This is a genomic window from Nonomuraea montanisoli (assembly GCF_013363975.1).
GTDB classification, from domain to species: domain Bacteria; phylum Actinomycetota; class Actinomycetes; order Streptosporangiales; family Streptosporangiaceae; genus Nonomuraea; species Nonomuraea montanisoli.
This window is the reverse complement of the sequence record NZ_JABWGN010000009.1, coordinates 370,156-393,591: the sequence shown is the minus strand read 5'-3', so window position 1 is coordinate 393,591 and position 23,436 is coordinate 370,156. Positions and strand designations below refer to the sequence as shown.

Genomic DNA, 23,436 nt, shown 5'->3' with positions numbered 1-23,436 from the left:
TCTCCTCTTTCTCCTCGTTGTTCGGGACTGAGGACAACGGTAAAAATGGATCTTTGAGTTGCCTTAAAGTCCAGCTCGGCGGATACTTCTGGCTGTGACGGCGACCGAGCCTCTGCTGCCACGGGCGCACCTCACCGCCCTTTTCGATCAGATCCCGCGGCACCGGCTCACCGTGGTGACCGCGGGCCCGGGTGGCGGCAAGACGTCGGCCGTACGCGGCTGGACGCGAGCCAGACCTGATCATCCGGTGACGTGGCTGACAGGGACCGACGACGCCACCCTCATCGAACGGATCTGCCAGGCCCTGGGCGCGCCGTCCGGGTGGACCCGCTCCGCCGGACTCGCCGCCGAGCTGGCCGCCGCCGTCTTCCGGCCGACCATCCTCGTCATCGACGAGGTCGAGCGGGTCGAACCGGGCACCCCGGGGGCGCGCCTGCTCGAAGAGCTCTGTCACCACGGCGGCGACGACCTTCACCTGGTGCTGATCTCACGCTCCGCCGTGCCCTTCCCGATCCAGCGCCTGCGCGGCCTGGGACACGTCTTCCAGGCGTCGGCGGAACACCTGGCCTTCACACCTGCCGAGACCCGCTCACTCTCCTCGATCGTTCTGGGGTCGGACGACCTGGCGGAGGAGGTTCACGAGCTCACCAAGGGGTGGCCGGTCGCCGTACGGCTCACGCTGAGCTGGCTGAGCGGCCTGCCCTCATCGGACCGTGCCAAGCGGATCGCCGCCACGCCGCTGTTCGACTACCTGGTCGAGGAGGTGGTGAAGGATGAGCATGAGGAGTTCCTGCGCGCGACCGCCCGGCTGCCCTGGTTCACGTACGAGCTGTGCCAGGCGATGGGGGTCGCCGTCTCCCGCGAGGAGCTCCGCGCTCTGGCCGCTCAGCACATCCTGATCACGCCCTGCGATCAGGGGTATGCGGTGTCGACCTTGGTCCGGGAGTGCATGGGTGATGTCGGCCGGGTGCCGGTGGCGGCCCATTGGTATGAGTCGCAGGGGTTTGTCCGGGAGGCGTTGGCGGTTTGCGAGGATCCCGGCCATCGGGTGGCGATGATCGAAAGGTGGCACGCATCGCTGCTGGCCGAGGGTCACGCGGCTGAGCTTGTCCGGGCCTGCGTCGCCGTACCGGAAGGGGCGCGGACGTGTGCCGTGGATCTGGCCGAGGGGCAGGCTCGCCAGGTTCAGGGGGATTGGGCCGGCGCGCTGGAGTGCCTTCGCCATGCCGATGCCACTGACCCCGCGGTGGCCTGGCGGATGGGGATGATCTATTACCAGCGGGGGGACTACAAGGCGGCGTTGTCGACTTTCGAGCTGGCCGGCGGCTTCGACGGCTCGGTGTTTCCCTTGCCCACGTCGCCACCCCCCTCCCCCTCGCCCGCTTCTCGCTCCTCCGACCGGGCGATGTTGCTGGCCTGGTCCGCCAGCGCCCGCTGGCTGGTCGGCGAAAGCGCGGAGGCGACCCGGCTGGCCGAACAGGCCCTGGCGATGGCCACGCTCTGCAAGGACGAACGCGCTGCCGCATGCGCCCACACCGCGCTGGCCATGGTCACCCACGACGCCGGCGACGGGGCCGGAAGCGAACGGCACAGCGCCCTCGCTCTCGCCGCCGCGGAGAGCTCAGGAGACCTGTTGCTGTCCGCCCGCGTCCTGGCCAACCGCGCCTCGAACCGTGTGGAGGAGGCCCGTTACGACGAGGCCATCGCCGACTCGGACCTCTCGGTACGGCGAGCGGACCTGGTCGGTGCCCCGGTCAACGCCGCGATCGCCCTGCACAACCGCGCCGAGGCACTCATGGGCCTGGGCAGGCTCGACGAAGCCCTGGCCGACTTCCAACGGGCACGCGACCTCTTCAGCCGGGTAGGCAGCGACAAGCTCGGCCACCCACTGGCCGGGCTCGGCAGGGTCCATCTGGAGCGCGGGGAGCTGATGCAGGCACGAATCGGCTTCGAGAACTCCCTGAAGCACGCCGAACAACTCCAGAACGCCCATCTGACCCAGACAGCCCTGGCCGGACTGGCCCGTGTCCACGCGGTCGACGATCCGGCGCTGGCCGTACGGCTGGCCGAACGCGCGGTCGCGGCGGGCGGCGGCTCCAGCAGGGTGGACGCGCTCCTGGCCGCCGGCTGGGTCTGGGCAGAGACCGGCGACCGGACAAAAGCCGGCGCCTACGCCCGATCCGCCCGCGAGGCCGCTGTCGGCCGCCGTGACCGGGCCATGATGGCGGAAGCCCTGGAACTGTCGGCCCTCACCGTGGCCGAATCCTCCGGCGAGCGAGCGGATCTGCTGGCGTCCGCAGCCGAGATCTGGGCGCGCGTCGGCAGCCCTGTGGGCATCGCGCGCAACGCTTTCGCGCGGGCGCGGCTCGACGGCTCCGGCCTCCACGAGGCGGAGCAGGAGCTCCACCGCGTCGGCATCCGCGGGCCGCACAGCTCCGGCGCCGGCCTGCTCCGCGCGATCACGCTCCTCGACCATGGCGCTGCGCGGTTCTGCATGCTGGGCGCCGTACGGCTCAGCCGCCGCGGCGGCGCTGTCGAGTGGCAGTCCCGCAAGGCGCGCGACCTGCTGACCTGGCTGGCGTGCCAGCGCGGCCGCCCTGTCGCCCGGGAGGCGGCGATGGAGATCCTCTGGCCGGGCGAGGACCCCGCGTCCTGCTCCAACCGGCTTTCGGTCGCTCTGTCCACCGTGCGCTCGGTCCTGGATCCGCAACGGAAGTTCGGGCCCGGGGAGTTCGTTCGCGCCGACAAGTACAGCATCCAGCTGGTCGGGCTCCGTACCGACGTCGAGGAGTTCCTCTCCGCCGCCGCCGAGGCGCTCGCCTCTCAGGACGAGGATCTCCTTGTCGCGGCTGAAGCCCGCTACACCGGGGATGTCTGCGAGGACTCCCCTTACGCCGAGTGGCTGGAGCCTCTGCGTGAAGAGGCCCGCGCCGTGCACCAGACCCTGCTTCGAGAACTGGCCTCGCTCGCGGAGGAGGCCGACGACCCCGACAGAGCGGTTCGCTACCTGCTTCGCCTGCTCGAGCGGGACGCCTACGACGAGGCTGCCCACCTGGACCTCGTTCGCACGTTGACGGGGGCTCGCCGTCATGGTGAGGCTCGCAGACGCTACCGGCTCTATGCCGAGGCCATGAGGGAGCTCGACGTGGAACCGGCCCCGCTCAGCCTCGCATAAGCGACGGCGGTTCAGGCCCACCGCACGTCGGGGCTCCGCCCGACGCCGAGCACGCGGCCGAGCAGGTGGTCCATCATGTCCTCGTACAGCGGCAGGTGGTCACCGAAGGCGAACGAGAGGTGGCCGTAGACGGCCATGCAGAGCACGCCGTAGATCTGCCGCCAGCAGGTGATCATGAGGAGTGCCACGCCCAGGGGCATCTCCGGTCCGAAGACGTCGCGATACAGGCGCAGCTGCGGGACCAGGCCGGCGGGGATGTCCTCGTCGCGCGCGTAGGTCAGCCGTCCTTCGCGCCACAGCCGCCCGAACAGCGCCGCGTACAGGCTGCCGAGCTCTCTGGCGATGACCACGGGGATGTCCTCGCCGGAGCTGGCGGCCTTCGGGAAGCCGGCGCCCATGAGCAGGTCGAACTCGGCCTTGTTGGCCACCGCCCAGTCGAGAACGGCGCGCGTCGCGGCCTGCAGCTGTGCGCTGACGTCATCGGGGTCCTGGCGCCGCACGGCCGCGGCCACGGTCTCGATGAACTCCGCGATCACGTCGTCGTACACCGCCTGGACGAGCCCCGCCCTGCCGTCGAAGTAGCGGTAGAGCGCCGGAGGGGTCACCCCCACCGCGCGGGCCACGGCGGCGACGGTCAGGCCGTCGAGACCTTCCGCCGCGGTGATCCCGCGCGCGGCGGCCCTGGCGTCGCGTTCGAGCTCGGCCCGTAGTCGCTCCCGTCGTGTCAACCCAGTCACACGCCCATCTTCCCCGGTACGGCCCGCTCTCGGCCACTTGCGCCGAAGGCGCGTCACATGGTTAATGGTATTCACTTTTTTATGGCTCTTCACCAAGAGGACGTGAAACGGATGCGTACCTGCAGAGGCGGCCGGTCGTCGGCGGCGGCCGTGGCTCTCCTGACGGCCACAGCCTGTGCGATCACCCCCGGGCCGGCCGCCGCGCCGCTGCGGACCCCGGGCCCCGCGGTCAGCCCGGCACCCGTCCCGAACGTGCTGGCCGAGGCGGCCCGCGACCTCAAGGACCTGCTCGCGGCCGAGGGCCCGATCGCCTGCTCGGGCAAGGACGGCCTGTGGCAGGCCGTTGCCTACGACGAGTCCTTCCGCACCCGCGGCCCGTCCTTCTCCACCGCCCCGCTCGCCCGGCACCTCGCCGGGATCGCCGCCAAGGCGGGCGGCGAGGAGGCGAACGTGCGCAGCCTGTGCGGCGAGAACGGCGACCCCGGCATGAGCCCGGTCTCGCCGGACGGGCGGCGGCTCGCCGTGGAGATCGAGCCGCGGTCGGGTAGCGACCACCACGTGGGCTGGCTGGATGTGGTCACCGGGACGTTCACCGACATCACCGAGATGTCGGCTAAGAAGGGGTATGCCAACAAGACGTACTCGGACGAGGCGCCGGGGTTCGCGCCCGACGGGTCGTTCTGGTTCGAGCGGGCGCTGGAGTACTACTCGGCGGACGAGAACGGGCGGCTGACCCCGCGCAGGTCCAGCGACGTCTGCGGGGGCGGCTCGGACGAGGATCAGGTCTACCGGATCGTCAAGAACGTCGCCGTGCCGTGCCCGGCCGCCGTCCATCCGTCGGGGAGGTTCGTGGTGAAGACCGGGATGTTCGGGCTGACGTTCGCCCCCCTCGCGGTCGAGGACGCGTACTACACGCGGGCCTCCGTGCGCGGGCGCGCCTGCTCCGCGGTGGCCTGGGTCAACGCCACCGAGCTGCTGTGCAAGGGCAACGACAACAGCTTCTACACCGCGCGGGTGAACCCGGCCGCCGTGCAGGACGACCCCGAGTACGTCCATGACATCACGCTGAACCCGAAGGCCGAGATCGCCCCCGCGACCGAGAACACGATCACGGCGGTCGCCCTCACCCGCGACCGCCGGACCCTGATCATCGCGGCCGAGGACGCCGGCACGGCCAAGATCTATCGGGCGAGCCTGGTCAGCCCGTCCGACCCCGTGGAGGTCGGCCCCGTTCCGCCCGAGGTCCGGGAGAACTTCACCCTGCTGGGCAACTTCCCGGTGACCTCGGACGGGTGATCCGTTCACCGGAGCTCATGAACGTCCGTTCCTTGCCGGAGCAGGACCGTCGCCGGCCGTGACACCACTCCCGAGCAGGAGCGGCGTCACCGCGAGAACACCTACGAGGCACGGATGCCGTACCTATACGATCTTGTCCACCTGAAGGGGGTGGGCATGACCAAAGCGGGCGCCTGGATGCTGGCCATCGGGGCAGTGGTGTTGCTGGTCTGGCTGGTGGTGGCCAAGGACGCGGAAGATCCCCGGTGCGGTTTCGACCGGATGAGCCCGGGCGACTACTGCTCCAGCAGGAAGTCGGGGCCGAGCAGCTACGAGGAGTCCAAGAGCGACGCCGCGGTCGTGGCGTCCGGAATGCTGCTGGTCGGCGGGACCCTCACCGGGGGCGGCGTGCTCCTGCTGGCCGGCGGCCTGGTGCGCGACCGCCTGGACGTCCCGATGACGCGCCTGCGCGAACGGCGCCGGACCAGAGGCGCGGCGAGCACCCCTCAGGCGAGGCTCGTCCGAAAGATCCGCGGCACCAACGTTCCCGTCGTGCCCCGGGGCTACAGTGCGCCGCAGGTGGACGCTTTGATCAACCGGATCATCGCGGGCCTGGAGGGGCGGGGCCCCGCCGTCCGTGCGGGGACCTCCTCGAACGGGATCAAGATCTTCCCCAGCTTCTCGATCACCTCTCCGGGCCTGGACACGAGCGCCGTCGACAAGTTCTTCGCCGAGCTGGACGACGCGATGGACCGGCTCTGAGCCGCGTGATTCATCACCCGGATGTGGTTGGTACGGCGATCTCTTCGGCGGGGCGCCGGTCGGCCGGGTCGGCTTCCGGGCGGGTGGCGCGCAGTGCGGCCTCGACGCGGCGGTTGCTGGTCATGGTCGCGGTGACGGCGGTCATGGTGAGAAGGAGGCCGGCGGCGGCGTACAGCGGGGTGCGCAGGTCGTAGGTGTTGGCCAGCCAGCCGCCGAGGAAGGCGCCGGACGGGGCGGCGCACATGGCGAGCATGCGGGAGGTGGAGGCGACCCGCCCCATCAGGTGGGCCGGGACGATGGCCTGCCGGAGGGAGGGTCCGAGCACCATCGTGGCGCCCATGCCCGCACCGCAGACGGCGAGCGCGATGCCGGCCACGTACGCGTTCGGCGCGGAGGCGAGCACCAGGATGGCGAGGCCCTCGATCGTGGCGGTGCAGGTCAGCGCGGTGCCGGTGCCCAGCCGCCGGCCGAGGAAGGACGCGATGCCCGCGCCGAGCAGGCCGCCCGCGGCCTCCGCGGTCAGGAGCAGGCCGAAGCCGAAGGCGCCGATGCCGAGACGTTCGCGGGCGAAGAGGGCCAGGACGGTCTCCACGGCGAGGAAGGCGACGTTCCCGACCGCCGGACGGAGCGCGAGCCCGAGCAGCAGCCGGTCCCGGAAGACGTAGGAGGCCCCGGCCCGAGCCTGGCGGAGCAGCGACTCGCGGGCGCCTGCGGCGGGACGGGGCACGGCGGGCAGCGACCGCACGAGCAGTGCGGACAGCGCGAACGACACCGCGTCGGCGAGCAGCGGAACCGAACGTCCGAGCGCGAGAAGCGCGCTGCCCGCGGGTGGCCCGGCGAAGCCGGACGCCGCGGTCTGGGCGCCGCGCAGGCGAGCGTTGGCGCGCTCCAGGAGCGCGGGGTCGCGGCCGAGCAGATCCGGCAGGTACGCCGTGGCGGCCGTGTCGAAGAACAGCCCGCCGAGGGCGAGCAGGAACGCGAGGGCCGCCAGCAGCGGGATGCTCAGCGCGTCGAGCGCGGCCGCCGCGGCGGGTACGGCGAGCAGCACCGCGCGCGCGGCGTCCGTGACCCACATCGTGCGGCGGCGGTCCCAGCGGTCCACCAGCGCACCGCCGAGCACCCCGAACAGCAGCCACGGCAGCGTCCCGGCGGCCGTGACGACCGCGAGAGCCATCGGATCCCGCGTCAGCGTCAACGCGAGCAGCGGCAGCGCGGCATGCGTCACCCCGTCGCCGAGCGAGGAAACCGTCTGTGCGGTCCACAGCCGCCCGAACCCGGCCGGCAGGTTCCTTGAATTCAAGGTCACGAAGACTCCTTCCCCCCCTGCTTCCGAGCGGCCGGCCGGAACAGCGCGAAGGCGAGCGACGCCTCCGGCAGAGCCGGAGGCGACAGCGCCTGGTACTCGTCCGCCAGCGCATCCAGCCGCGCCCCCAGCTCCGCGAACCGCTCGTCGGTGAGCCGCAGATGCGCCATCCGCACGTGCCGCTCACCATCCGCCGGCGCCGCCTCCAGGTCCGCCACCGCGTGCCGCATCAGCACATCCGGCTGTCCCGGGACCGGATCCGGCAGGACGATCTGCCGCGCGGCCATCGCGTAGTACCGCTCGGTCACCCCCCGGACCTTCCGCGTCCGCACCACCTGCACCAGCCCGGCACGCTCCAGCAACCGCACGTGATAACTCGAGCTGCCCTTCGCCAGGCCCACCCGTTCGGCGATCTGCGTGATCGTCGCGGGCTCGGCACGGAGCACGGCCATGATCCGGTGCCGCGTGAGATTGGAGACGGCACGCAACTGCTCGTCGGTGGAGACGTGGAACGTCTCCGGAAGATCGTCGTTGGACACGAGGACAATGGTCAATGATTCTTGACCATTGCGCAAGGGGTTATGGAGCTGCTGACCGACGCCGGTGCGCACGCGATGCCATGCGCGCGCATCGCGGTCGCATAGCCGAAATATCCACCGTGGCGGCGAAGCTCATCTCATCGCCGTACAGCGCCCGAGGAACCGGCAGGACAAAAGGAGAAGATCATGAAGTTTCGAGCCTACGTCGAGCCGCCTGAGCCCATGCGGGGTCTGGAGGTTCCGTCCGAGGTGGTAGCAGCGCTCGGCGGGGGCGCGCGGCCGCTCGTGACGATCACAGTCAACGGGCATTCCTGGAGAAGCCGGGTCGCCCTCCTGCGCGGCCGCCACCTGCTCGGCCTCAGCAATGCCAACCGGCGGGCCGCTGGTGTTGCGATCGGCGACGAGGTCGAGGTCGAAGTGGAACTCGACACCGAGCCGCGCGTCGTTGTCGAGCCGGAGGACTTCGCCCGTGCCCTGGACGGCGACCCCGTCGCCCGCGCCGCATACGACAGCCTCGCGTACGGCCGCAAGCGCGAGCACGTTCACGCGATCGAGAGCGCGAAGAAGCCCGAGACACGTCGGCGGCGCATCGAGAAGGCCATCTCCACCCTGCGGGGCTGAACGAGAACCCTGAGACTGGGTTTCGCAACGGGGCGCGGGTTCGCGTCAGAGGCACTGGGCGGCGTGACGACGCGGCTCAGCCCGGCATGTTCTTCGCGAAGATCTGGTCCAGGCCGTCCTCGCCGGCGGTGTCGAGGTGTTCGGCCCGTACCAGGCCGGCGCGCACCGCCACCCGTTGAGAGGCGGTGTTGGCCGGGCGCACGCGGGCGATGACGGGCAGATCGGGAACGCGTTCCGTCATCCACTCCACCACTGCGGTCGCGGCCTCGCCGGCCACTCCTTGGCCCCAGGATGAGACCTCGAAGCGGTAGAAGAGATTGAGCACGCTCATGCCGTCGAGGTCCATGACCTTGGTCCCGCAGAAGCCCAGCGCCTGGTCCGACCCGCGGCGGCGAACCACCCAGTAGCCGTGACCGCGACGCCGCCAGTGATCATCCCAGCGTTGGAAGAGCTCCGTCGCCTCCTCACGCTTGGACAGGGCGTCGGAGGGGTTGTGCAGGCACGTGGCGGGATCGTTGTGGATGGCGAAGATCGCGTCGATGTCGTCCGGCACCGGGCGTCGCAGCGACAGCCGATCGGTCAGCAGTTCTTCGCCGCGATGGCTTTGATCGAGCATGCGGCGATCATAGGGGCCTTCCCGCGCCGGCGACCGGCGCGGGTGACCGGGTGACTTCTCACCGAGCGGGAGTCACGCGTACGGGTGGCTCGGTGGTGAACGCCGTCAGGGCGTCCGGATCCGGGGCGACGCCGGTCCCGGGGCCGTCGGGCACCGTGATGGAGTCGCCCGTCAGCTCGACCGGCGCCGTGAGGTCGCGCTCGAAGTAGCGGGCCGTCGCCGAGATGTCCCCGGGCAGCGTGAAGCCGGGCAGGCTGGCCAGCGCCAGGTTCGCCGCCCGGCCGAGCCCGGTCTCCAGCATCCCGCCGCACCACACCGGGACGTCGGCGGCCCGGGCGAGGTCGTGGATCCGGCGGGCCTCCAGGTAGCCGCCGACCCGGCCGGGTTTGATGTTGATCACCGAGCAGGCGCGCGCCCTGATCGCGGCGGTGGCGGCACGCGCCGAGGTGATCGACTCGTCCAGGCAGATCGGTGTGTCCATGCGGGCGGCGAGCCGGGCGTGGCCGTGCAGGTCGTCCGGGGCGAAGGGCTGTTCCAGCAGGGCCAGCCCATACGCGTCGAGGCGGGCGAGGTGGCGGGCGTCGGCGGGGGCGTAGGCGGTGTTGGCGTCGGCGGTGAGCATCAGGCCGGAGCCGAACGTCTCGCGCACCAGCCGGACCGGCTCCAGGTCCCAGCCGGGCTCGATCTTGAGCTTGATCCGCGCGTACCCGGCGCTGACGTGCCGGTCCACGGTGTCGAGCAGGTCGTCGAGGGTGGCGGCGATGCCGACCGACACGCCGACGCGCACGCTGGGCCGCACCCCTCCCAGGTAGGCGGCCAGTGACAGGCCGCGCGCCTTGAGCACGGCGTCCAGGACGGCCGTCTCGACGGCGGCCTTGGCCATCGGATGGCCGCGCAGGTGCGCCAGCGCGGGCGCGACGCCGGCCGGGTCGAGGCGGGGCACCGCGAACAGGGCGGGCAGCAGGAAGCGGCGGAGCAGGTCGGCGGCGCCCTCCAGGTACTCGGGGCTGTAGGTGGGCTCGTCGTCGGCCACGCACTCGGCCCAGCCCTCCTCGCCGTCGGAGCCGCGCACGCGCACCAGCAGCGCCCTGCGCACGGTCTGCGTGCCGAGCGAGGTGCGGAACGGGGTGAGCAACGGCAGCGCGACCGTGTGCAGCTCGGCCTCGGCGATCCTCATGCCGCACGCTCCAGCACGTACCAGCCGTCCCGGGTGAAGGCGGTGATCCGGTAGCCGCGGGCGAGCGCGCCCCCCAGGGCGGAGCGCTGGGCGGCCCGCCACCGCGCGGCCTCCTCGGGGTGCTCGCGCCGCAGCCGCTCGGCGTCGGCGGGCGTGGCGCAGCGCAGCACGGCCGCGCCGCCCGGCTCGCGCGGCGCCCCGCTCTCGTCGAGGATCACCTCCGGCTCCCCGCTCCGGTCCGGAGCGAACGCCTGCGAGGCCGGGGCGGGGACCGGGTGCACGGGCCAGTGGGCGAACAGGCGGTCGGTGACGTCGCCGCCGTTGATGCCGTCGTTCATCGGCCCGTAGAAGTCGGGCACGTACCGTTCGGCCCGGGCGCCGAGCCTGGCCAGGTTGAAGAAGGCGTTGCGGCGCACGAGCGGGTCGAAGGTCCAGGAGATGGAGTTCAGGCCGCGTTCGGCGGCCCACGCGCGCTGGTGCGCCTTGATCGCCTGGCCGATCCCCCGGCCCCGCGCCTCGGCGGCCACGCCCACGACGTGGGAGTGCAGGCCGGCCCCCTCCGCGAGGAACCCGGAGGCGGCGGCGACGAGCTCGCCGCCGAGGAAGGCGCCGCCGACGTAGCCGCCGGTGTGCGCGAGGGCGCACATGAGGTCCACGGCCACCGGCGGATCGTCGCCCGCTCTGGTGTTCCAGATGCGGCGCAGCAGCCGGTCGGCGGCCTGGAACTGGGCGGTGCCGTGGAGGATGCGAAGTTCGACCATGGCCACCAGCATTCCGCCGGACCGCCGCCGGATCGTTGGCGTGCGAGCCGAACTTCAGCCGCCGCCGTTTGTGCCGGACGCCCGGACCTGACCGCCGCTCACGCCGGACACCGGCATCTGACCGCCGCTCGCACCGGACGCCTGGATCTCGGCCAGCCGGAGCTGAAGGCCCAGCACGAGCCGGACGTCGGGATCGTCGAGCGGGATCAGCTCGCCGATGCGGCGCAGCCGGTACCTGAGCGTGTTGGGGTGCAGCGACAGCGTCTCGGCCGCCCTCGGCACGTCGTAGTGGGCGGCCAGCCAGACGCGCAGGCTGTGGACGTAGTCGGTGCCCTGCCCGGCGTCGTGCTCGGCCACCAGGGACAGCGGCTCGCCCGTCAGCGCCCGGCCGGACCGCATCGAGGCCGCCGCGTCCATCAGGAACAGCGCCGCGGCCAGCTCCTCGTGCAGGCCCACCTCGCCGGCCGCGTACGGCCCGCGCGACGGCCCGCACAACGCGCGCAGCGCCTCCTCGGCCTGCCGGGCGCCGGCGGGAACCTGCGCGACCGAGGCCACGGCCCGTCCGACGCCCGCTCGCCAGTGCCCGCCGAGCCGTTCGGCGATCCGGCCGAGGGTGTCGGCGGTGACGCGCCGCAGCAGCGGGGTTCCGGCGCCGGCCGCCACGACCGCGTACGTCCTGCCGTCCACGACGCCGACGGCGGCCCCGATCCGGTAGGCGGCGTAGGCGGTGCGCAGGAGGTCGGCGGCGTGCGTGGCGGCGAGGACGTCGGCCCGCCCGCCCGCCTCCCCGGCGGCCACGACCCGGACCGGTTCGTCCGGGTGGAGGCCGAAGGAGGCGGCCGGCTCGTCCACGTGCCCGGCGCCGCGCAGCAGCCGGCCCAGCCACTCGTTCCTGGTCCTGCGGGCCTCGTCGGCGGCCAGGCTGAGGCGCGCCAGGTGCGGGGCGGCGCTCCCGGCGGCCTCGGCGAGCACGGCGGCGGCGTCGGACGCGAGCGGCTGGTCGGCCTGGATGGCCCAGATCGTGCCGAGCGCCTCGCACCTGGCGCGGACGGCGATGGCCAGCCTGGGCAGGTACTCGCGCGGCTCGTGGCTCCACACGGCCCCCTCGCAGCGCAGGACGGCGGCGTACTCCTCGGCGTGCGTGGGATGCTCGGGGACGCGCCGGCCGAGGATGCCCTCCCTGCGCAGCTCGTCGATGGGCTGACCACCGATCGTGGAGTAGGCCAGGACGCGCATGGCCAGGTCCTCGATGGCGACCGCGCCGCCGACGCGCGTGGCGACCTGGTTGGCCAGCGTGAACAGGTCCACCGCGCCGCCCGGGTCCGAGGCCGGGGCGGCGAGCGCGAGCAGGGCGTCCACCAGCGCGTAGAGCTGCCCCCAGGACAGGCCGGGCGCGGCGGCCAGCAGCGCCACGCCCGCGTCCCGGGCCGCCTCGGTCAGCGCGGCGGCGTCGCCGAGCCCGGCCCGCACGACGACCGCGCTGGCGCCCGCTTCGGCCGCGCTCCGGAGCAGGGACGCCTCCGGCCGGCCGGTGGCCAGCAGCAGCGCTCCGGAGAAGGCGGTCATCGGCTCGTCGCAGCCGTGGATGACCGGCGCGCCCACCGTGGCCTGGCGGCCGGACGGCAGGCACAGCGCGGTCACCGCCTCCGCGCCGAGGCTGTCGAGCAGCACGCCGAGCGTCACCCGGCCCTGGGCGTTCACGCCTGCCCCCGGCGCAGGAGGCGTCCGTGCCGGCCGCCGGTGAACGCGCCGCCGTCGATCACCATCCGGCCGCCCAGGAGCACGTGGGTGACGCCGGCCGGGCGCGTGCCCGGCTCGTCGTAGGTGCCGTCGTGGCCGATGGCCGCGGGGTCGAACACGCACACGTCGGCGACCGCTCCCCTGCCCAGCCAGCCCCGGTCGGCCAGGCCGAACTGGGCCGCGGTGGCCGAGCCGACCTTGCGGATCGCCTCGGCCATCGGCACGACCCCGCGCTCGCGCACGTACGCGCCGAGGAAGGTGGGGAAGGTGCCGTACGTGCGCGGATGGCTCGGCCCGGCGGGCGGTCCGCCGTCGGAGCCGATCGACACGAGGGGGTGCCGCATGATCCGGGTGACGTCGTCGTCGTGCATCGTGTGGAAGACGCCGTCGGCGCGCGGGTCGGCCATGACCAGGTCGCACAGCGCATCCCAGGGGTCGCGGCCGTCCAGCAGGTCGGCGAGCCTGCGGCCGGTGACGGCGGCGGAGGCGTGCCGGAGGAGCCGCACGTCCTCGGGGTGCGCCTCCCGCCACAGGCCGACGCCGGTCGTGCGCTCCGGGTCCTCGGCCAGCGCGCGCAGCGCCCGCCGTTCTTCCGGGTCGGCCAGCCTTCTGACCAGCTCCTCCTCGCCGCCTTCGCACGCCGCGGGTGGCAGCAGCGCGACCAGGAGCGTGGAGAACGCCCGGTACGGGTAGACGTCGGCCCGCACGTCCACTCCCCTGGCCCGGGCGGCGGTCAGCTTGTCCAGCAGCATGGCCGACGCGCCGTGCACGGCCCGGCCCGACGCCTTGCAGTGGGAGATCTGCAGCCGCACCCCGGCCGCCTCCGCCACCTCCACGGCCTCGTCCAGCGCGTCGGCCAGCCCTTCGCTCTCGCTGCGCAGGTGGGTGGCGTAGGCGAGGTTCCAGCGCCGGGCGGCGCGGGCCAGCGCGATGAGCTCGGCGGTGCCGGCGTAGGCGCCGGGCACGTACTCAAGACCGCTGGACAGCCCGCGCGCGCCCGCGGCGAACGCCTCCTCCGCCAGCTCGACCATCCGTTCCAGGGCGCCGGGCGACAGACCGGCGTCCATGCCGCAGGCGGCCGTCCGCAGCGTGTTGTGGCCCACGAGCACGGCGAGGTTGTTGGTCGTGCCCTCCCGTTCCACGGCGTCGAGGTAGCCGCCGAAGGTGGCGAAGCTCCGCTCGCCGAGGACCTCGGGGATGAGGCCCGCCGACTCCGGGGTGGCGGGGCCGCAGGAGAAGCCGCAGTTGCCGACGATCTCGGTGGTCACGCCCTGCCACAGCTTGAACGGCTGTGCCCCGGCCATGAACGGCACGGTGTCGGAATGGCTGTGCGGGTCGATGAAACCCGGCGCGACGACCAGGCCGTCCACGTCCACCACGCGGGCCGCTCGCCCGAGGTGGCGGCCGGTCGCGGTGACGCGCCCGCCGCCGATGGCCACGTCCGCGGTACGGCCGGGCGAGCCGAACCCGTCGTGCAGGGTGCCGCCGCGCAGGATGAGGTCGTGCATGCAAGTGTGCCTTTCCCGGTACGAGATTCGTGGGTCATGTCAGCGGACGGCGGCCACCAGGCGCCTGGTGTAGTCGTGGGCGGGGGCGTCCAGGACCGCCGAGGTGGTCCCCTCCTCCACGACCGCGCCCTTCAGCAGCACCACGGTCCTGGCGGCGACCTGGCGGACGACCGCCAGGTCGTGGGTGATGAACAACATCCCGGTGCCCAGGTCCCGGCCGATGCCGCGCAGCAGTTCGAGCACGTGCGCCTGCACCGACACGTCCAGGGAGGCGACCGGCTCGTCGCAGATCAGCAGCGCGGGCCGGACGGCCAGGGCCCGGGCGATGGCGACGCGCTGGCGTTCGCCGCCGGACAGCGCCTTGGGGCGGCGGGCGGCGTACGCGGCGGGCAGGCCGACCAGCTCCAGCAGCTCGGCCACGCCGATCCGGTCGCCGGGCGCGGCCCTGGCGGTCGCCTCGGCCAGCGCCGCGCCGACGGTCATGGCGGGGTTGAGCGAGGTGGAGGGGTCCTGGAAGACGCACTGGACGAGCCGGTGCACGCGGGCGCGCTCGCGCGGGCCCAGGGCGGCGCGGTCGGTGACGTCGAGGCCGGTGAGCCGGATCCGGCCGCCGTCGGGGGTGAGGAGGCCGAGCACCGACCGGGCCAGCGTGGTCTTGCCCGAGCCGGACTCCCCCACCAGGCCGACGGTCTCGCCCGGGTTCACGTGCAGGCTGACGCCGCCCAGGGCGGTGTGGGCGCCGTACCGCTTGCGCAGGCCCTCGACACGCAGCAGCGGCTCGTCGCCGGCCGGGCCGGCGGGGCACACGGCGGGAGGCGCGGTGCGGAGCACAGGGGGCGCGGTGCGGAGCACAGGGGGCGCGGTGGGGAGCGCGGTCTCGGGCAGTGGCGGGCGGGCGGTCCCGGCCGGCCCGGCGGTGTCGTGGACGCAGGCGGTCAGCCGGTCGCGGCCGATCGGGCGCAACGGCGGCCTGGCCGCGGTGCAGGCGGCCGTGACCCGGTCGCAGCGGGTGGCGAACGCGCAGACGCCGGCCACCTCGTCCGCCCGCGGCACGGCGCCCGGGATGCCCACCAGGCGCTCCATCGCGCGCTCGACCGACGGCAGCGCGCCCAGCAGCCCGGACGTGTACGGGTGCGCGGGCGCCGCGGCCAGCTCCGCGCCCGGCCCCTGCTCGACGACGCGCCCGGCGTACATCACGGCGACCCGGTCGCAGACCGCGAACGCCACGCGCAGGTCGTGCGTGATGAGCAGCACGCCCATGCCGCGGGCCTCCTGTACGCGGCGCAGCAGCGCGAGGATCTCGTGCTGGGTGGTGGCGTCGAGCGCGGTGGTGGGCTCGTCGGCGACGAGCAGGTCGGGGTCGCCGGCCAGCGCGGCGGCCAGGGCGACGCGCTGCCGCATGCCTCCCGAGAGCTGGAACGGGTGGCGCCCGGCCACGGCGGGGTCGTCGATGCCGACCTCGGCCAGCCTGCGGGCGATCTCCTGCCGGGACGTCCGGCCGGGCAGGGTCTCGGCGATGTGCGCGCCGGCCGTGCGCAGCGGGTTGAGCATGGTGAAGGGGTCCTGCATGAGCAGCGAGATCCGCCGCCCGCGCACGCCGCGCAGCAGCCGCTCGGCGGCGCCCACGATCTGCGCGCCGCCGACCTCGACCGACCCCTCGGCGCGCAGGCCGCGCGGCAGCAGGCCGACCAGGGCGCGGGCGGTCAGCGACTTGCCGCTGCCGGACTCGCCGACCAGCCCGACGGTCTCGCCCGCGGCGACCGCCAGGTCCACGCCGTCCACCAGCACTCGGTCGCCGACGACCCGCAGGCCGCGTGTCTCAAGCATCGGAGAGCCTCTCGAAGAGCTGGTCGCCCAGCAGGGTGGCGGCGGTGGCGGCGATGGTGACCAGCGCGGCGGGCACCACCGCGGCCCACGGGTTGAGGTCGAGCAGGCCGCGGTTCTCCTCGATCATCAGTCCCCAGTCGGGCGTGCCGGCGGGCAGGCCGATGCCCAGGAAGGACAGACCGGACAGCGCGACCAGCGCGGCGACGAAGCTGAGCAGCGCGCCCGCCACGACCGTGGGCGCGATGTTGGGCAGCAGGTGCCTGAACATGATCCGGGCGCGGCCGAGCCCGAGCGTGCGGGCCGCCTCGGCGTAGGCCAGCTCGCGCTGGGCCATGGTGAGGCTGCGCACCACCCGGATGTCGCCGGGCGTGAACAGCACCGCCATCGCCAGCACCGCCCAGCCGATGCCGCCGCCGAGCACGCCCACCAGGACGATCAGCATGAGCAGGCCCGGCATCGCGATGAGCAGGTCGACCACGCGCATCATGACGGCGTCGATCCAGCCGCGCCGGTAGCCGGCCAGCAGCCCGAGCGAGGTGCTCATCGCGCACGTGCCCAACGCGACGACGAGCGGCCACAGCAGGGCCGAGCGGGCGCCGGCCAGGCAGCGCGACAGCACGTCCCGGCCCAGCTCGTCGGTGCCCGCCCAGTGCGCCCAGCCGGGCGTCGTCGCGCCGAGCGCGAGGTCCTGCGCGGCCGGGTCGTAGGGCGCGACCCACGTCCCGAACAGGGCGGCGGCCGCCATCAGGGCGAGGATCCCGCCCGACAGCAGCGTCACCGGTCCCGGCCTGGTCCGGCGCAGCCGCCGCGCCCGCCCGCCGAGGCGCACGGCCCCGGGCATGACGCTCACGCGGCCACCGCTCCGTGGCGCACCCGCGGGTCCACCGCGAGATAGGCCAGATCGATCAGCAGGTTGACGGCGACCACCACGGCGCCTCCCATCAGGACGAGCGCCTGGACGACGGGCAGGTCCTTCTGCCCGACGGCGCTGACGAGCAGCTCGCCGACGCCGTGCAGGCCGAAGGCCCGCTCGACGAACAGCGCGCCGGTGAGGTTGGCCGCCAGCAGCAGTCCGCCGACGGTGAGGACGGGCAGCGCGGTGTTGCGCAGCGCGTAGCCGATCCAGTAGTGGGCGCGGCCGACCCCGCGCGCCCGGGCGAACGTCATGTAGTCCTGGCCGGCCAGGTCGAGCGCGGCGGCCCGCATCTGCCGGACGACGACCGCCGCCTGCCCGGTGGCCAGCGCGATCGCGGGCAGCGTCAGGTGCGTGACCCGCTCGGCGAACGTCTCGCCCGCGCCGAAGACGGGGAACCAGCCGAGTGTGACGGCGAAGCCGTACAGCAGCAGGATGCTCATCGCGAACGGCGGGATCGCGAGGGCCACCAGGGCGGAGAGCGTGATGCCCCGGTCCAGCGGGCCGCCCCTGCGCATGGCGGCGGCCAGCCCGGCGGGCAGGCCCACGGCCAGGGTCAGGACGATGGCGTAGCCGGCCAGGCCGGCGGTGACGGGCAGGCGGTCGGCGATGACGCGGGTGACGGGCTCGCGGCTGTAGAGGGAGGCGCCGAAGTCGCCGCGCACGGCGTCGCCGAGCCAGGCGGCGTAGCGGACGGGCAGCGGGTCGTCGAGGTGGTACTGCGCGCGGACGGCGGCGCGCGACTCCGCGGTGGAGGGCCGCGGCCCGAGCAGCACCTGCTCCGGATCGCCGGGGGCGAGCGCCAGCAGCGCGTAGGTGAGCACGGACAGCACGCCGAGCAGGAGCAGCGCGGCGGCCAGGCGGCGGGCGACGAAGGCCATCAGGCACCGGCCGCCGGGCGGATGCCGCTGAAGACGTCGGCGGTCCAGGTGCCGAACCGGCCGGTGTACCTGTCGCGCAGCGCGACGGCGGCCTCCTTGGTGTAGAGCGGCACGTACGGCACCTGGTCGGCGATCTCGGCCAGCACCTCGGTGACGGCGGCGGCACGGTCGGCGCCCTCGTGCGTGCCGAGGTCGTCGAGCCGGGCGTCCATCTCGGGCGAGCCGTAACCGCTGAAGTTGAAGCCCTGGGGCCCGGCCGAGGCGCGGCTGACCAGGTCGGGCAGCACCTCACCGGGGTCGGGGGTGCCGTAGACCAGGTCGACGAGCTGCAGCGGGGTGTCCTGGTGGCTGAACATCCGCTGCCGGTACTGCTCGGTGGGCAGCGGCTGGAGGTCGAGCCTGACGCCGATCGCGGCCAGGTCGGCGGCGATGGCCTGGAGTGCCTTGACGTCGTCGCTGCCGCTGTCGTACGGCGCGGCCAGGGTGAAGCCCTGGGGGTGGGCCGACCTGGCCAGCTCGGCCTTGGCGGCGGTCACGTCGTAGGGGTGGGCGGGCAGTCGCGGCGGCTTGTCGCCGTACAGGGCGGTGATCTGCGGCTTGGGCAGCATCAGGTCGGCGATGCCGCCGTGGCCGCCGGTCATGAGCGTGGCGAGCGCGCCGCGGTCGAGGGCGTGGGCGATGGCGCGGCGTACGTGCACGTCCTTGAGCGGGCCCTCGCGGACGCCGAGGGACAGGTAGGCGATGTGGTTGGCCGGGTAGAAGGCGGTCGTGACGCCGCGCAGGGCGCTCCACTTACGCGTCTCGCTGGCCTGGATGTCGTTGGTGCCGTCCACCTCGCCGGAGGAGACGGCCAGGCGCAGCGTCTCCGGGTCGGAGATCGCCTTGACCTCGATCCTGCGCAGCGCCGGCCTGGGCCCCCAGTACAGCTCGTTGCGCTCCAGCGTCACCCCGGAGGCGAGGGAGAACTTCGTGACCTTGAAGGGGCCGGATCCGAGGGTGCCGACCTCGGGCGAGCCGAGGTCCTTCGGGTGCGCGGCGGCCAGCTTCTTCGGCACGATCTGCCAGGCCAGCGCGGCGGTGGCCAGGAAGGTGGGGCTGGGCTTGCGGAGGGTGACCCGTACCGTGCGCGGGCCGGTGACCTCGACCTTCTTGACCTGCGTGACGTAGCTGGCGGCCTGGGAGGTCACGGCGGGGTCGAGGTGGCGGGTCAGGGAGTAGGCGGCGTCCTCGGCGGTGACGGGCGTGCCGTCGCTGAACCTGGGCCCCTCGCGCAGGGTGAAGACGTACGTGCGCGGGTCGGGGTGGGTCCAGGAGGCGGCGATGCGCGGGACGACCCGGCCGTCCGGGCCGATGGCCACCATCGTGTCGAGAACGGCGAACTGCACGGTCGTGGAGGCGTCGTTGAAGCCGTGGGCGATGTCGAGGCTGTTGGGGGCGTTCCCCATCGCCCAGCGGAGCGTGTCGGGGGCCGCGCCGGAGCCCGGGGCTCCGGCGCAGCCCGCCGCCAGCACGAGCAGGACGCCCGTCGCCAGCCTGGCGAGCGCGGTTGCGGATGTCATGGAACCACCTCGGAGAATGAGCGGGGGGATAGTCGGACGCTAGAAGCCCGACCTCCCTCGTTCACTGACCAGGCAGCCAAACTCCGCGGGCCCCGGCTCGTGCTGCAGGCCAACACGGCCCTAGACCAGGCCGCTCGGGACGCCGACGGGGGCGGTGCCCTCGGGCTGGGCGGCGAAGCGCAGGCCGAGCAGGCCGAAGCCGCTGAGCAGCAGGTCGCCGTCCGCGCCGAGGCGCAGGGTGAACGGGCCCGCCCGCCACGTTCCGGCGGGTGCCGGGGTGACCGTGGCCTGGAACGTCAGGCCGACGCGCAGCACCCCCTCGTCGAGCACGGCGAGCACACCCGTCTCGTCGTTGAGCCAGGCGCCCCGCGGGACGGGCCCCTCCCCCGGCGGGTCGCACGGCTCGTACGCGTGGGGCCACCGGATCGACCCGGCGTGGCCCAGCAGCAGCCGGCCGCCCTCCGGCGCGAGCCAGACCTCCGCCGAGCCCGCCTGCCCGCGCCAGCGGCCGTCGTCGCCGAGGGCGAGCACCGCGTCGAAGGGGCCGGTCATGGCGATCCCGCCGTCGGCGGCGGGATCGAGCGTGAGCGTGGCGTCGGTCTCCGCGTCGTGCCAGTGCCCGAGCAGCGCGGTCCGCGCCGCCTCGCCGCCCGCCCGGCCGGCGGGCGCGGGCCGGTGCGCCGGTTCCCGGCCGGCGAGGGCGCGGGCCAGGCGGATGCTGAGGCCGACGGGGTCCAGGCCGCTGTGGTTGGTCAGCACGGCCACGCCGAGGCCGGGCTCCGGCAGATGGAGCAGGTTCCCGACGTAGCCGTGCATGCCGCCGGCGTGGCCGTACCCGCCGAGGTCGCCGAGGTCGCCGGCGGCCAGGTGGCAGATGCCTCGGGCGTAGCGCAGGACGGCGCCGCCGGCGAGCACGGTCGGTTCCAGCAGCGCGGCGCGCACGTCGGCGCCCAGCACCCGGCCGTCGGCAAGGAAGCCGAACCAGGGGGCGAGGTCGGCGACGCCGGTCACCAGGCCGCCGTCGCCGACCGCGCTCTCCTGGGTGTCGGCCCGCGCGCCGGCGCCGTCGTAGCCGTAGGCCATCCGCGGCAGCGGGACGGAGGCGTCGTCGCGGAAGACGGTGTCGTCCATGCCGAGCGGGCCGAACAGCCGCTCGCGGGCGAAGGCGGCCACCGACCGGCCGGTGACCCGCCGGACCACGACGGCGGCCAGGACATAGCCGGTGTTGGAGTAGGAGAAGCGGGTGCCGGGCTCGAAGGCGGTCCGGCGCACGCCCGCCAGCACCTTCAGCAGGCGTTCCTCGTCCATCAGGTGGAACGGGACGCCGGTGACGGCCTGCAGGCCGTACCACTCCGGCAGGCCGCCGGTGTGCCGCAGGCACTGGTCGATCGTGACGGGGACGCCGAGCCGCAGTTCGGGGACGTGCTCACGGATGTCGTCCGACAGGCTCAGCCTGCCGTCGCGTTCCAGCAGCAGCAGGCACGCGGCGGTGAACTGCTTGCTGATGGAGGCGATGTCGAAGCGGGTGCGGGAGTCGATGGGGACGCCGAACTCGACCGTGGCCACGCCCCTCACCGCGGTGTGCAGCGCCTTGCCGTCGGCGTAGACCCCGACCGCCAGACCCGGCCCGTCGGGGCGGAGGCCGGGAAGGGCGTCGAGGGCGCGTTCTACCTGCTCGAAATCCATCGTCCGAGTATCTGGTCGTCCGGGTTCGAAACGATTGTCCGGAGCGGCAAACCTGCGGGCTACCGGGTTGGCCTGCCGTACAGGGCCATCCTGGCGATCATGGCGTCGGCGGCCAGGTGGGAGCACGTCGTCACGCACCCGAGCACCTCCCTGGGGGTGGCGAAGGTGGCGGCGAGGGTCTTGTCGGCGATCCGGCGCACGCCGGGCACCAGCTCGCCCAGCTCGGCGGCGGGCGTGGTGGGCATGTCGATCTCCAGCTCCAGCACGCCGGGCAGCTCGACCGGCCGCAGCCCCCCGGCCGAGCGCACGGTCTCCGCAGCCGCCTCCTTGATCAGCCGCCGCGCCGCGACCGGCGAGAGGCTGTCGGCCGCGGTGTGCCCGTGAGCGATCTTGACGGCGACCGTGCGTACCCCGGGCAGCGCCTTGCCGGCGACGCCGCAGATGACGTCGTCGCCGGTGAGCAGCCCCACGGGCACGCCGACGGCGGCCGCCTGAAGGGCGTTCACCTCGGCCTCCGAGACGATCGCGCCGTTGAGGCGCACCTCGGGGAAGTGCGAGGAGAAGGTGTGGGCGAGCACGCCCGGCGATCCGGCGGCGGCGTGGTAGCCGAGGAACAGGGCCACGTCGTGCTCGGCCGAGATGCCCTCGGCCATGCAGTCGAGCTTGGGCGTGCCGAAGATCAGCCGGGCGCGCGGGTCGAGCTCCTCGTGCAGCAGGTTGTCCATGGCACCGTGGCTGTCGTTGACCAGGACGCTGCGGGCCCCGGCCGCGAAGGCGCCCTCGATGGCGGCGTTGGCCTCGGCGGTCATCAGGCGTTGCGCCCGCGCGTAGCCGTGGCCGCCGCGGGAGACCTGGTCCATGGTGGCGATGCCGGCCACGCCTTCCATGTCGATGGAGATGTAGACGTCGGTCATCGTCACAGGCTTTCACCGGGGCGTACGGCGGGCTTCGTCGCCGGGGCAGAAACGGCGGCCCGGGCTTGCGCCTCCCGCACAACGGCGGGGATCACGAAGGCGGCGGCGACGGCCAGCAGGCCGAGCGCCGCCGAGAGCAGGTAGGTCTCGACGAAGCCGCGCTCGGTGGGCACCCCCGCCACCGCGCCGGAGGCCAGCACCATGGCGCCGAGCTGTGCCCCGAACGTGCCGCCGACGCTCTTGGCGACGAAGACCACGCCGCTGACCCCGGCGGCGCGGTCGGCGGGCACGTCGGAGGCCACGGCGTTGAGCCCCGCGGTGAGGCCGACCGAGCCGCCCAGTCCCATGATCGTCACCCCGGCCACGACCTGCCACGGGGAGGAGTGCCACAGGGCCAGCAGGCCGGTGCCGGCGCAGACGAGCGCGCTGCCGAGCACCAGCACGGCGCGCCGTCCGAGCAGCCTGCTCATCGGCCCGACCAGCGGCGCGACCAGGGTGCCCGCCACGCCCATGGGGAACATGTAGATCCCGATCCACAGGGTGTCGGCGCCCAGGCCGTAGCCGGTCTCGACGGGCGCGGCCAGCATCATCGGCAGGGCGACGATGAGGCCGAAGGAGGCGAAGCCGAACACGAGCGCCATCGCCGTCACCCCGGCCGGGGTGCGGCCGGCCAGCAGCCGCAGGTCCACGAGCGGGTCGGCGACGCGCAGTTCGACGACCGCCCACGGACCCAGCGTGAGCGCGGCGGCGGCGAACAGCGTGAGGGTGGCCGGGGCCGTCCAGCCCCAGGCGGAGGCGGTGGTCAGGCCCAGCATGAGCAGGGCGAGGCCGCCGCCGAGCAGCAGCCCGCCCGCCCAGTCGACGCGGCCCCCGGCCGCGCGCGGGGTGGCCGGCACCGTGTACCACGCCCACAGGCACGCCGCCGCCACACCGGCCACGGCGAGCAGGAACAGCCACCGGTAGCCGAGGGCCGAGCTGATCGGCCCGGCCAGGATGAGTCCGAGGGCGCTGGCCAGCGCGGCGACGCCGACGACCAGGCCGTTGCCGGTGGCGGCGCGCTCGGGCGTGAGGGTGTCGCGGAACAGGCCCACGGTCAGGGGCAGCACGCCCAGCCAGACGCCCTCGACCGCCATGCCCGTGATCAGCACGGTGACGTTCGGCGCCAGGCCGGCGAGAAGGACCCCGGCTCCGCTGATCGCCATCAGCACGAGCAGCAGGCGCCGCTTGTCGTACATGTCGGCCAGGCGGCCGACGATCGGGGTGCTGATCGCCGAGGTGATCAGCGAGCCGGTGAAGATCCAGGCGAGCGCGCCGGGCGAGGCCGCCAGGTCCCGCTGGACGAGCGGGAGCGCGGGCGAGAGCGTCATCTCCATGGCCTGGAGGACGCCGATGAACAACACCGGCGCGCCGATGACGCCGAAGCCGGATCTGGACATGGTTCT

Annotated in this window: 19 protein-coding genes; 4 read left to right on the top strand and 15 right to left on the bottom strand. The window is 73.7% G+C overall.

The genetic code is table 11. From position 1 onward, the window contains the following. Positions 1-94: 94 nt before the first annotated feature. Entirely contained in the window at positions 95-3,175 is a 3,081-nt protein-coding gene (locus tag HTZ77_RS48365) for a tetratricopeptide repeat protein (protein ID WP_175592096.1), read from the top strand. Between the two features lie 11 nt (positions 3,176-3,186). Here the strand turns inward: HTZ77_RS48365 and HTZ77_RS25025 are convergent, their stop codons facing one another. Beyond that, a complete protein-coding gene (locus HTZ77_RS25025) occupies positions 3,187-3,912 on the bottom strand; it encodes a TetR/AcrR family transcriptional regulator (protein WP_175592095.1) in 726 nt (241 codons plus the stop codon). Between the two features lie 111 nt (positions 3,913-4,023). Between HTZ77_RS25025 and HTZ77_RS25020 the strand changes: the two genes are divergently transcribed. Then, complete coding sequence (locus HTZ77_RS25020; protein ID WP_175592094.1) at positions 4,024-5,208, top strand: hypothetical protein; 1,185 nt, start codon at positions 4,024-4,026, stop codon at positions 5,206-5,208. Positions 5,209-5,364: 156 nt separating this feature from the next. Continuing rightward, on the top strand, positions 5,365-5,949 hold the full coding sequence (locus tag HTZ77_RS25015; protein WP_175592093.1) for a hypothetical protein: 585 nt from the start codon (positions 5,365-5,367) through the stop codon (positions 5,947-5,949). 13 nt (positions 5,950-5,962) lie between these two features. Here HTZ77_RS25015 and HTZ77_RS25010 read toward each other — a convergent pair whose 3' ends face one another. Both HTZ77_RS25010 and HTZ77_RS25005 read right to left on the bottom strand, forming a co-directional pair. Further along, positions 5,963-7,255 carry an MFS transporter gene (locus HTZ77_RS25010; RefSeq protein WP_175592092.1) on the bottom strand — a complete coding sequence of 431 codons (1,293 nt, stop codon included), beginning with the start codon at positions 7,253-7,255 and terminating at the stop codon, positions 5,963-5,965. Next, a complete protein-coding gene (locus HTZ77_RS25005; protein ID WP_205303366.1) occupies positions 7,252-7,863 on the bottom strand; it encodes an ArsR/SmtB family transcription factor in 612 nt (203 codons plus the stop codon). Before HTZ77_RS25005 ends, HTZ77_RS25010 begins: the two co-directional genes overlap by 4 nt. A gap of 114 nt (positions 7,864-7,977) precedes the next feature. Here HTZ77_RS25005 and HTZ77_RS25000 point away from each other — a divergent pair, with 114 nt between their 5' ends. Further along, entirely contained in the window at positions 7,978-8,412 is a 435-nt protein-coding gene (locus tag HTZ77_RS25000; protein WP_175592091.1) for a YdeI/OmpD-associated family protein, read from the top strand. A gap of 76 nt (positions 8,413-8,488) precedes the next feature. On the opposite strand, the gene HTZ77_RS24995 is transcribed toward HTZ77_RS25000, so the two are convergent. From HTZ77_RS24995 to HTZ77_RS24940, 12 genes are all read right to left on the bottom strand, one after another. Continuing rightward, positions 8,489-9,028 (bottom strand): GNAT family N-acetyltransferase, encoded by a 540-nt coding sequence (locus HTZ77_RS24995; RefSeq protein ID WP_175592090.1) that lies wholly within the window; start codon positions 9,026-9,028, stop codon positions 8,489-8,491. 58 nt (positions 9,029-9,086) lie between these two features. Next, positions 9,087-10,205: an o-succinylbenzoate synthase gene (menC, locus tag HTZ77_RS24990; protein WP_175592089.1), complete on the bottom strand. Its 1,119-nt coding sequence runs from the start codon at positions 10,203-10,205 to the stop codon at positions 9,087-9,089. Then, entirely contained in the window at positions 10,202-10,966 is a 765-nt protein-coding gene (locus HTZ77_RS24985) for a GNAT family N-acetyltransferase (RefSeq protein ID WP_175592088.1), read from the bottom strand. The genes menC and HTZ77_RS24985 overlap by 4 nt, the downstream gene beginning before the upstream one ends. Positions 10,967-11,020: 54 nt before the next feature. Beyond that, the gene (locus tag HTZ77_RS24980; protein ID WP_175592087.1) at positions 11,021-12,667 is read right to left on the bottom strand and encodes a PucR family transcriptional regulator; all 1,647 of its coding nucleotides are present in this window, start codon (positions 12,665-12,667) and stop codon (positions 11,021-11,023) included. Further along, the gene (locus tag HTZ77_RS24975) at positions 12,664-14,214 is read right to left on the bottom strand and encodes an N-acyl-D-amino-acid deacylase family protein (RefSeq protein WP_175592086.1); all 1,551 of its coding nucleotides are present in this window, start codon (positions 14,212-14,214) and stop codon (positions 12,664-12,666) included. Before HTZ77_RS24975 ends, HTZ77_RS24980 begins: the two co-directional genes overlap by 4 nt. A 39-nt stretch (positions 14,215-14,253) precedes the next feature. Further along, positions 14,254-16,041 carry an oligopeptide/dipeptide ABC transporter ATP-binding protein gene (locus HTZ77_RS24970; RefSeq protein WP_175592085.1) on the bottom strand — a complete coding sequence of 596 codons (1,788 nt, stop codon included), beginning with the start codon at positions 16,039-16,041 and terminating at the stop codon, positions 14,254-14,256. Continuing rightward, complete coding sequence (locus tag HTZ77_RS24965; RefSeq protein WP_175592207.1) at positions 16,034-16,882, bottom strand: ABC transporter permease; 849 nt, start codon at positions 16,880-16,882, stop codon at positions 16,034-16,036. The genes HTZ77_RS24970 and HTZ77_RS24965 overlap by 8 nt, the downstream gene beginning before the upstream one ends. A 5-nt stretch (positions 16,883-16,887) precedes the next feature. Continuing rightward, positions 16,888-17,835 (bottom strand): ABC transporter permease, encoded by a 948-nt coding sequence (locus tag HTZ77_RS24960; RefSeq protein WP_175592084.1) that lies wholly within the window; start codon positions 17,833-17,835, stop codon positions 16,888-16,890. Beyond that, complete coding sequence (locus HTZ77_RS24955; protein WP_175592083.1) at positions 17,835-19,394, bottom strand: ABC transporter substrate-binding protein; 1,560 nt, start codon at positions 19,392-19,394, stop codon at positions 17,835-17,837. The genes HTZ77_RS24960 and HTZ77_RS24955 overlap by 1 nt, the downstream gene beginning before the upstream one ends. A gap of 120 nt (positions 19,395-19,514) precedes the next feature. Continuing rightward, positions 19,515-21,080 (bottom strand): serine hydrolase domain-containing protein, encoded by a 1,566-nt coding sequence (locus HTZ77_RS24950; protein ID WP_175592082.1) that lies wholly within the window; start codon positions 21,078-21,080, stop codon positions 19,515-19,517. Positions 21,081-21,139: 59 nt separating this feature from the next. Continuing rightward, on the bottom strand, positions 21,140-21,994 hold the full coding sequence (locus HTZ77_RS24945; protein WP_175592081.1) for a M55 family metallopeptidase: 855 nt from the start codon (positions 21,992-21,994) through the stop codon (positions 21,140-21,142). A gap of 2 nt (positions 21,995-21,996) precedes the next feature. Further along, positions 21,997-23,430 carry an MFS transporter gene (locus HTZ77_RS24940; RefSeq protein ID WP_175592080.1) on the bottom strand — a complete coding sequence of 478 codons (1,434 nt, stop codon included), beginning with the start codon at positions 23,428-23,430 and terminating at the stop codon, positions 21,997-21,999. Between the last annotated feature and the right edge of the window lie 6 nt (positions 23,431-23,436).

Coding starts and splice junctions, on each gene's coding strand:
- HTZ77_RS25020 (WP_175592094.1), top strand. CDS start 4,024: ATGCGTACCTGCAGAGGCGGCCGGTCGTCGGCGGCGGCCGTGGCTCTC.
- HTZ77_RS25015 (WP_175592093.1), top strand. CDS start 5,365: ATGACCAAAGCGGGCGCCTGGATGCTGGCCATCGGGGCAGTGGTGTTG.
- HTZ77_RS25000 (WP_175592091.1), top strand. CDS start 7,978: ATGAAGTTTCGAGCCTACGTCGAGCCGCCTGAGCCCATGCGGGGTCTG.
- HTZ77_RS24995 (WP_175592090.1), bottom strand. CDS start 9,028: ATGCTCGATCAAAGCCATCGCGGCGAAGAACTGCTGACCGATCGGCTG.
- menC (WP_175592089.1), bottom strand. CDS start 10,205: ATGAGGATCGCCGAGGCCGAGCTGCACACGGTCGCGCTGCCGTTGCTC.
- HTZ77_RS24985 (WP_175592088.1), bottom strand. CDS start 10,966: ATGGTCGAACTTCGCATCCTCCACGGCACCGCCCAGTTCCAGGCCGCC.
- HTZ77_RS24975 (WP_175592086.1), bottom strand. CDS start 14,214: ATGCACGACCTCATCCTGCGCGGCGGCACCCTGCACGACGGGTTCGGC.
- HTZ77_RS24970 (WP_175592085.1), bottom strand. CDS start 16,041: ATGCTTGAGACACGCGGCCTGCGGGTCGTCGGCGACCGAGTGCTGGTG.
- HTZ77_RS24965 (WP_175592207.1), bottom strand. CDS start 16,882: ATGCCCGGGGCCGTGCGCCTCGGCGGGCGGGCGCGGCGGCTGCGCCGG.
- HTZ77_RS24960 (WP_175592084.1), bottom strand. CDS start 17,835: ATGGCCTTCGTCGCCCGCCGCCTGGCCGCCGCGCTGCTCCTGCTCGGC.
- HTZ77_RS24955 (WP_175592083.1), bottom strand. CDS start 19,394: ATGACATCCGCAACCGCGCTCGCCAGGCTGGCGACGGGCGTCCTGCTC.
- HTZ77_RS24950 (WP_175592082.1), bottom strand. CDS start 21,080: ATGGATTTCGAGCAGGTAGAACGCGCCCTCGACGCCCTTCCCGGCCTC.
- HTZ77_RS24945 (WP_175592081.1), bottom strand. CDS start 21,994: ATGACCGACGTCTACATCTCCATCGACATGGAAGGCGTGGCCGGCATC.
- HTZ77_RS24940 (WP_175592080.1), bottom strand. CDS start 23,430: ATGTCCAGATCCGGCTTCGGCGTCATCGGCGCGCCGGTGTTGTTCATC.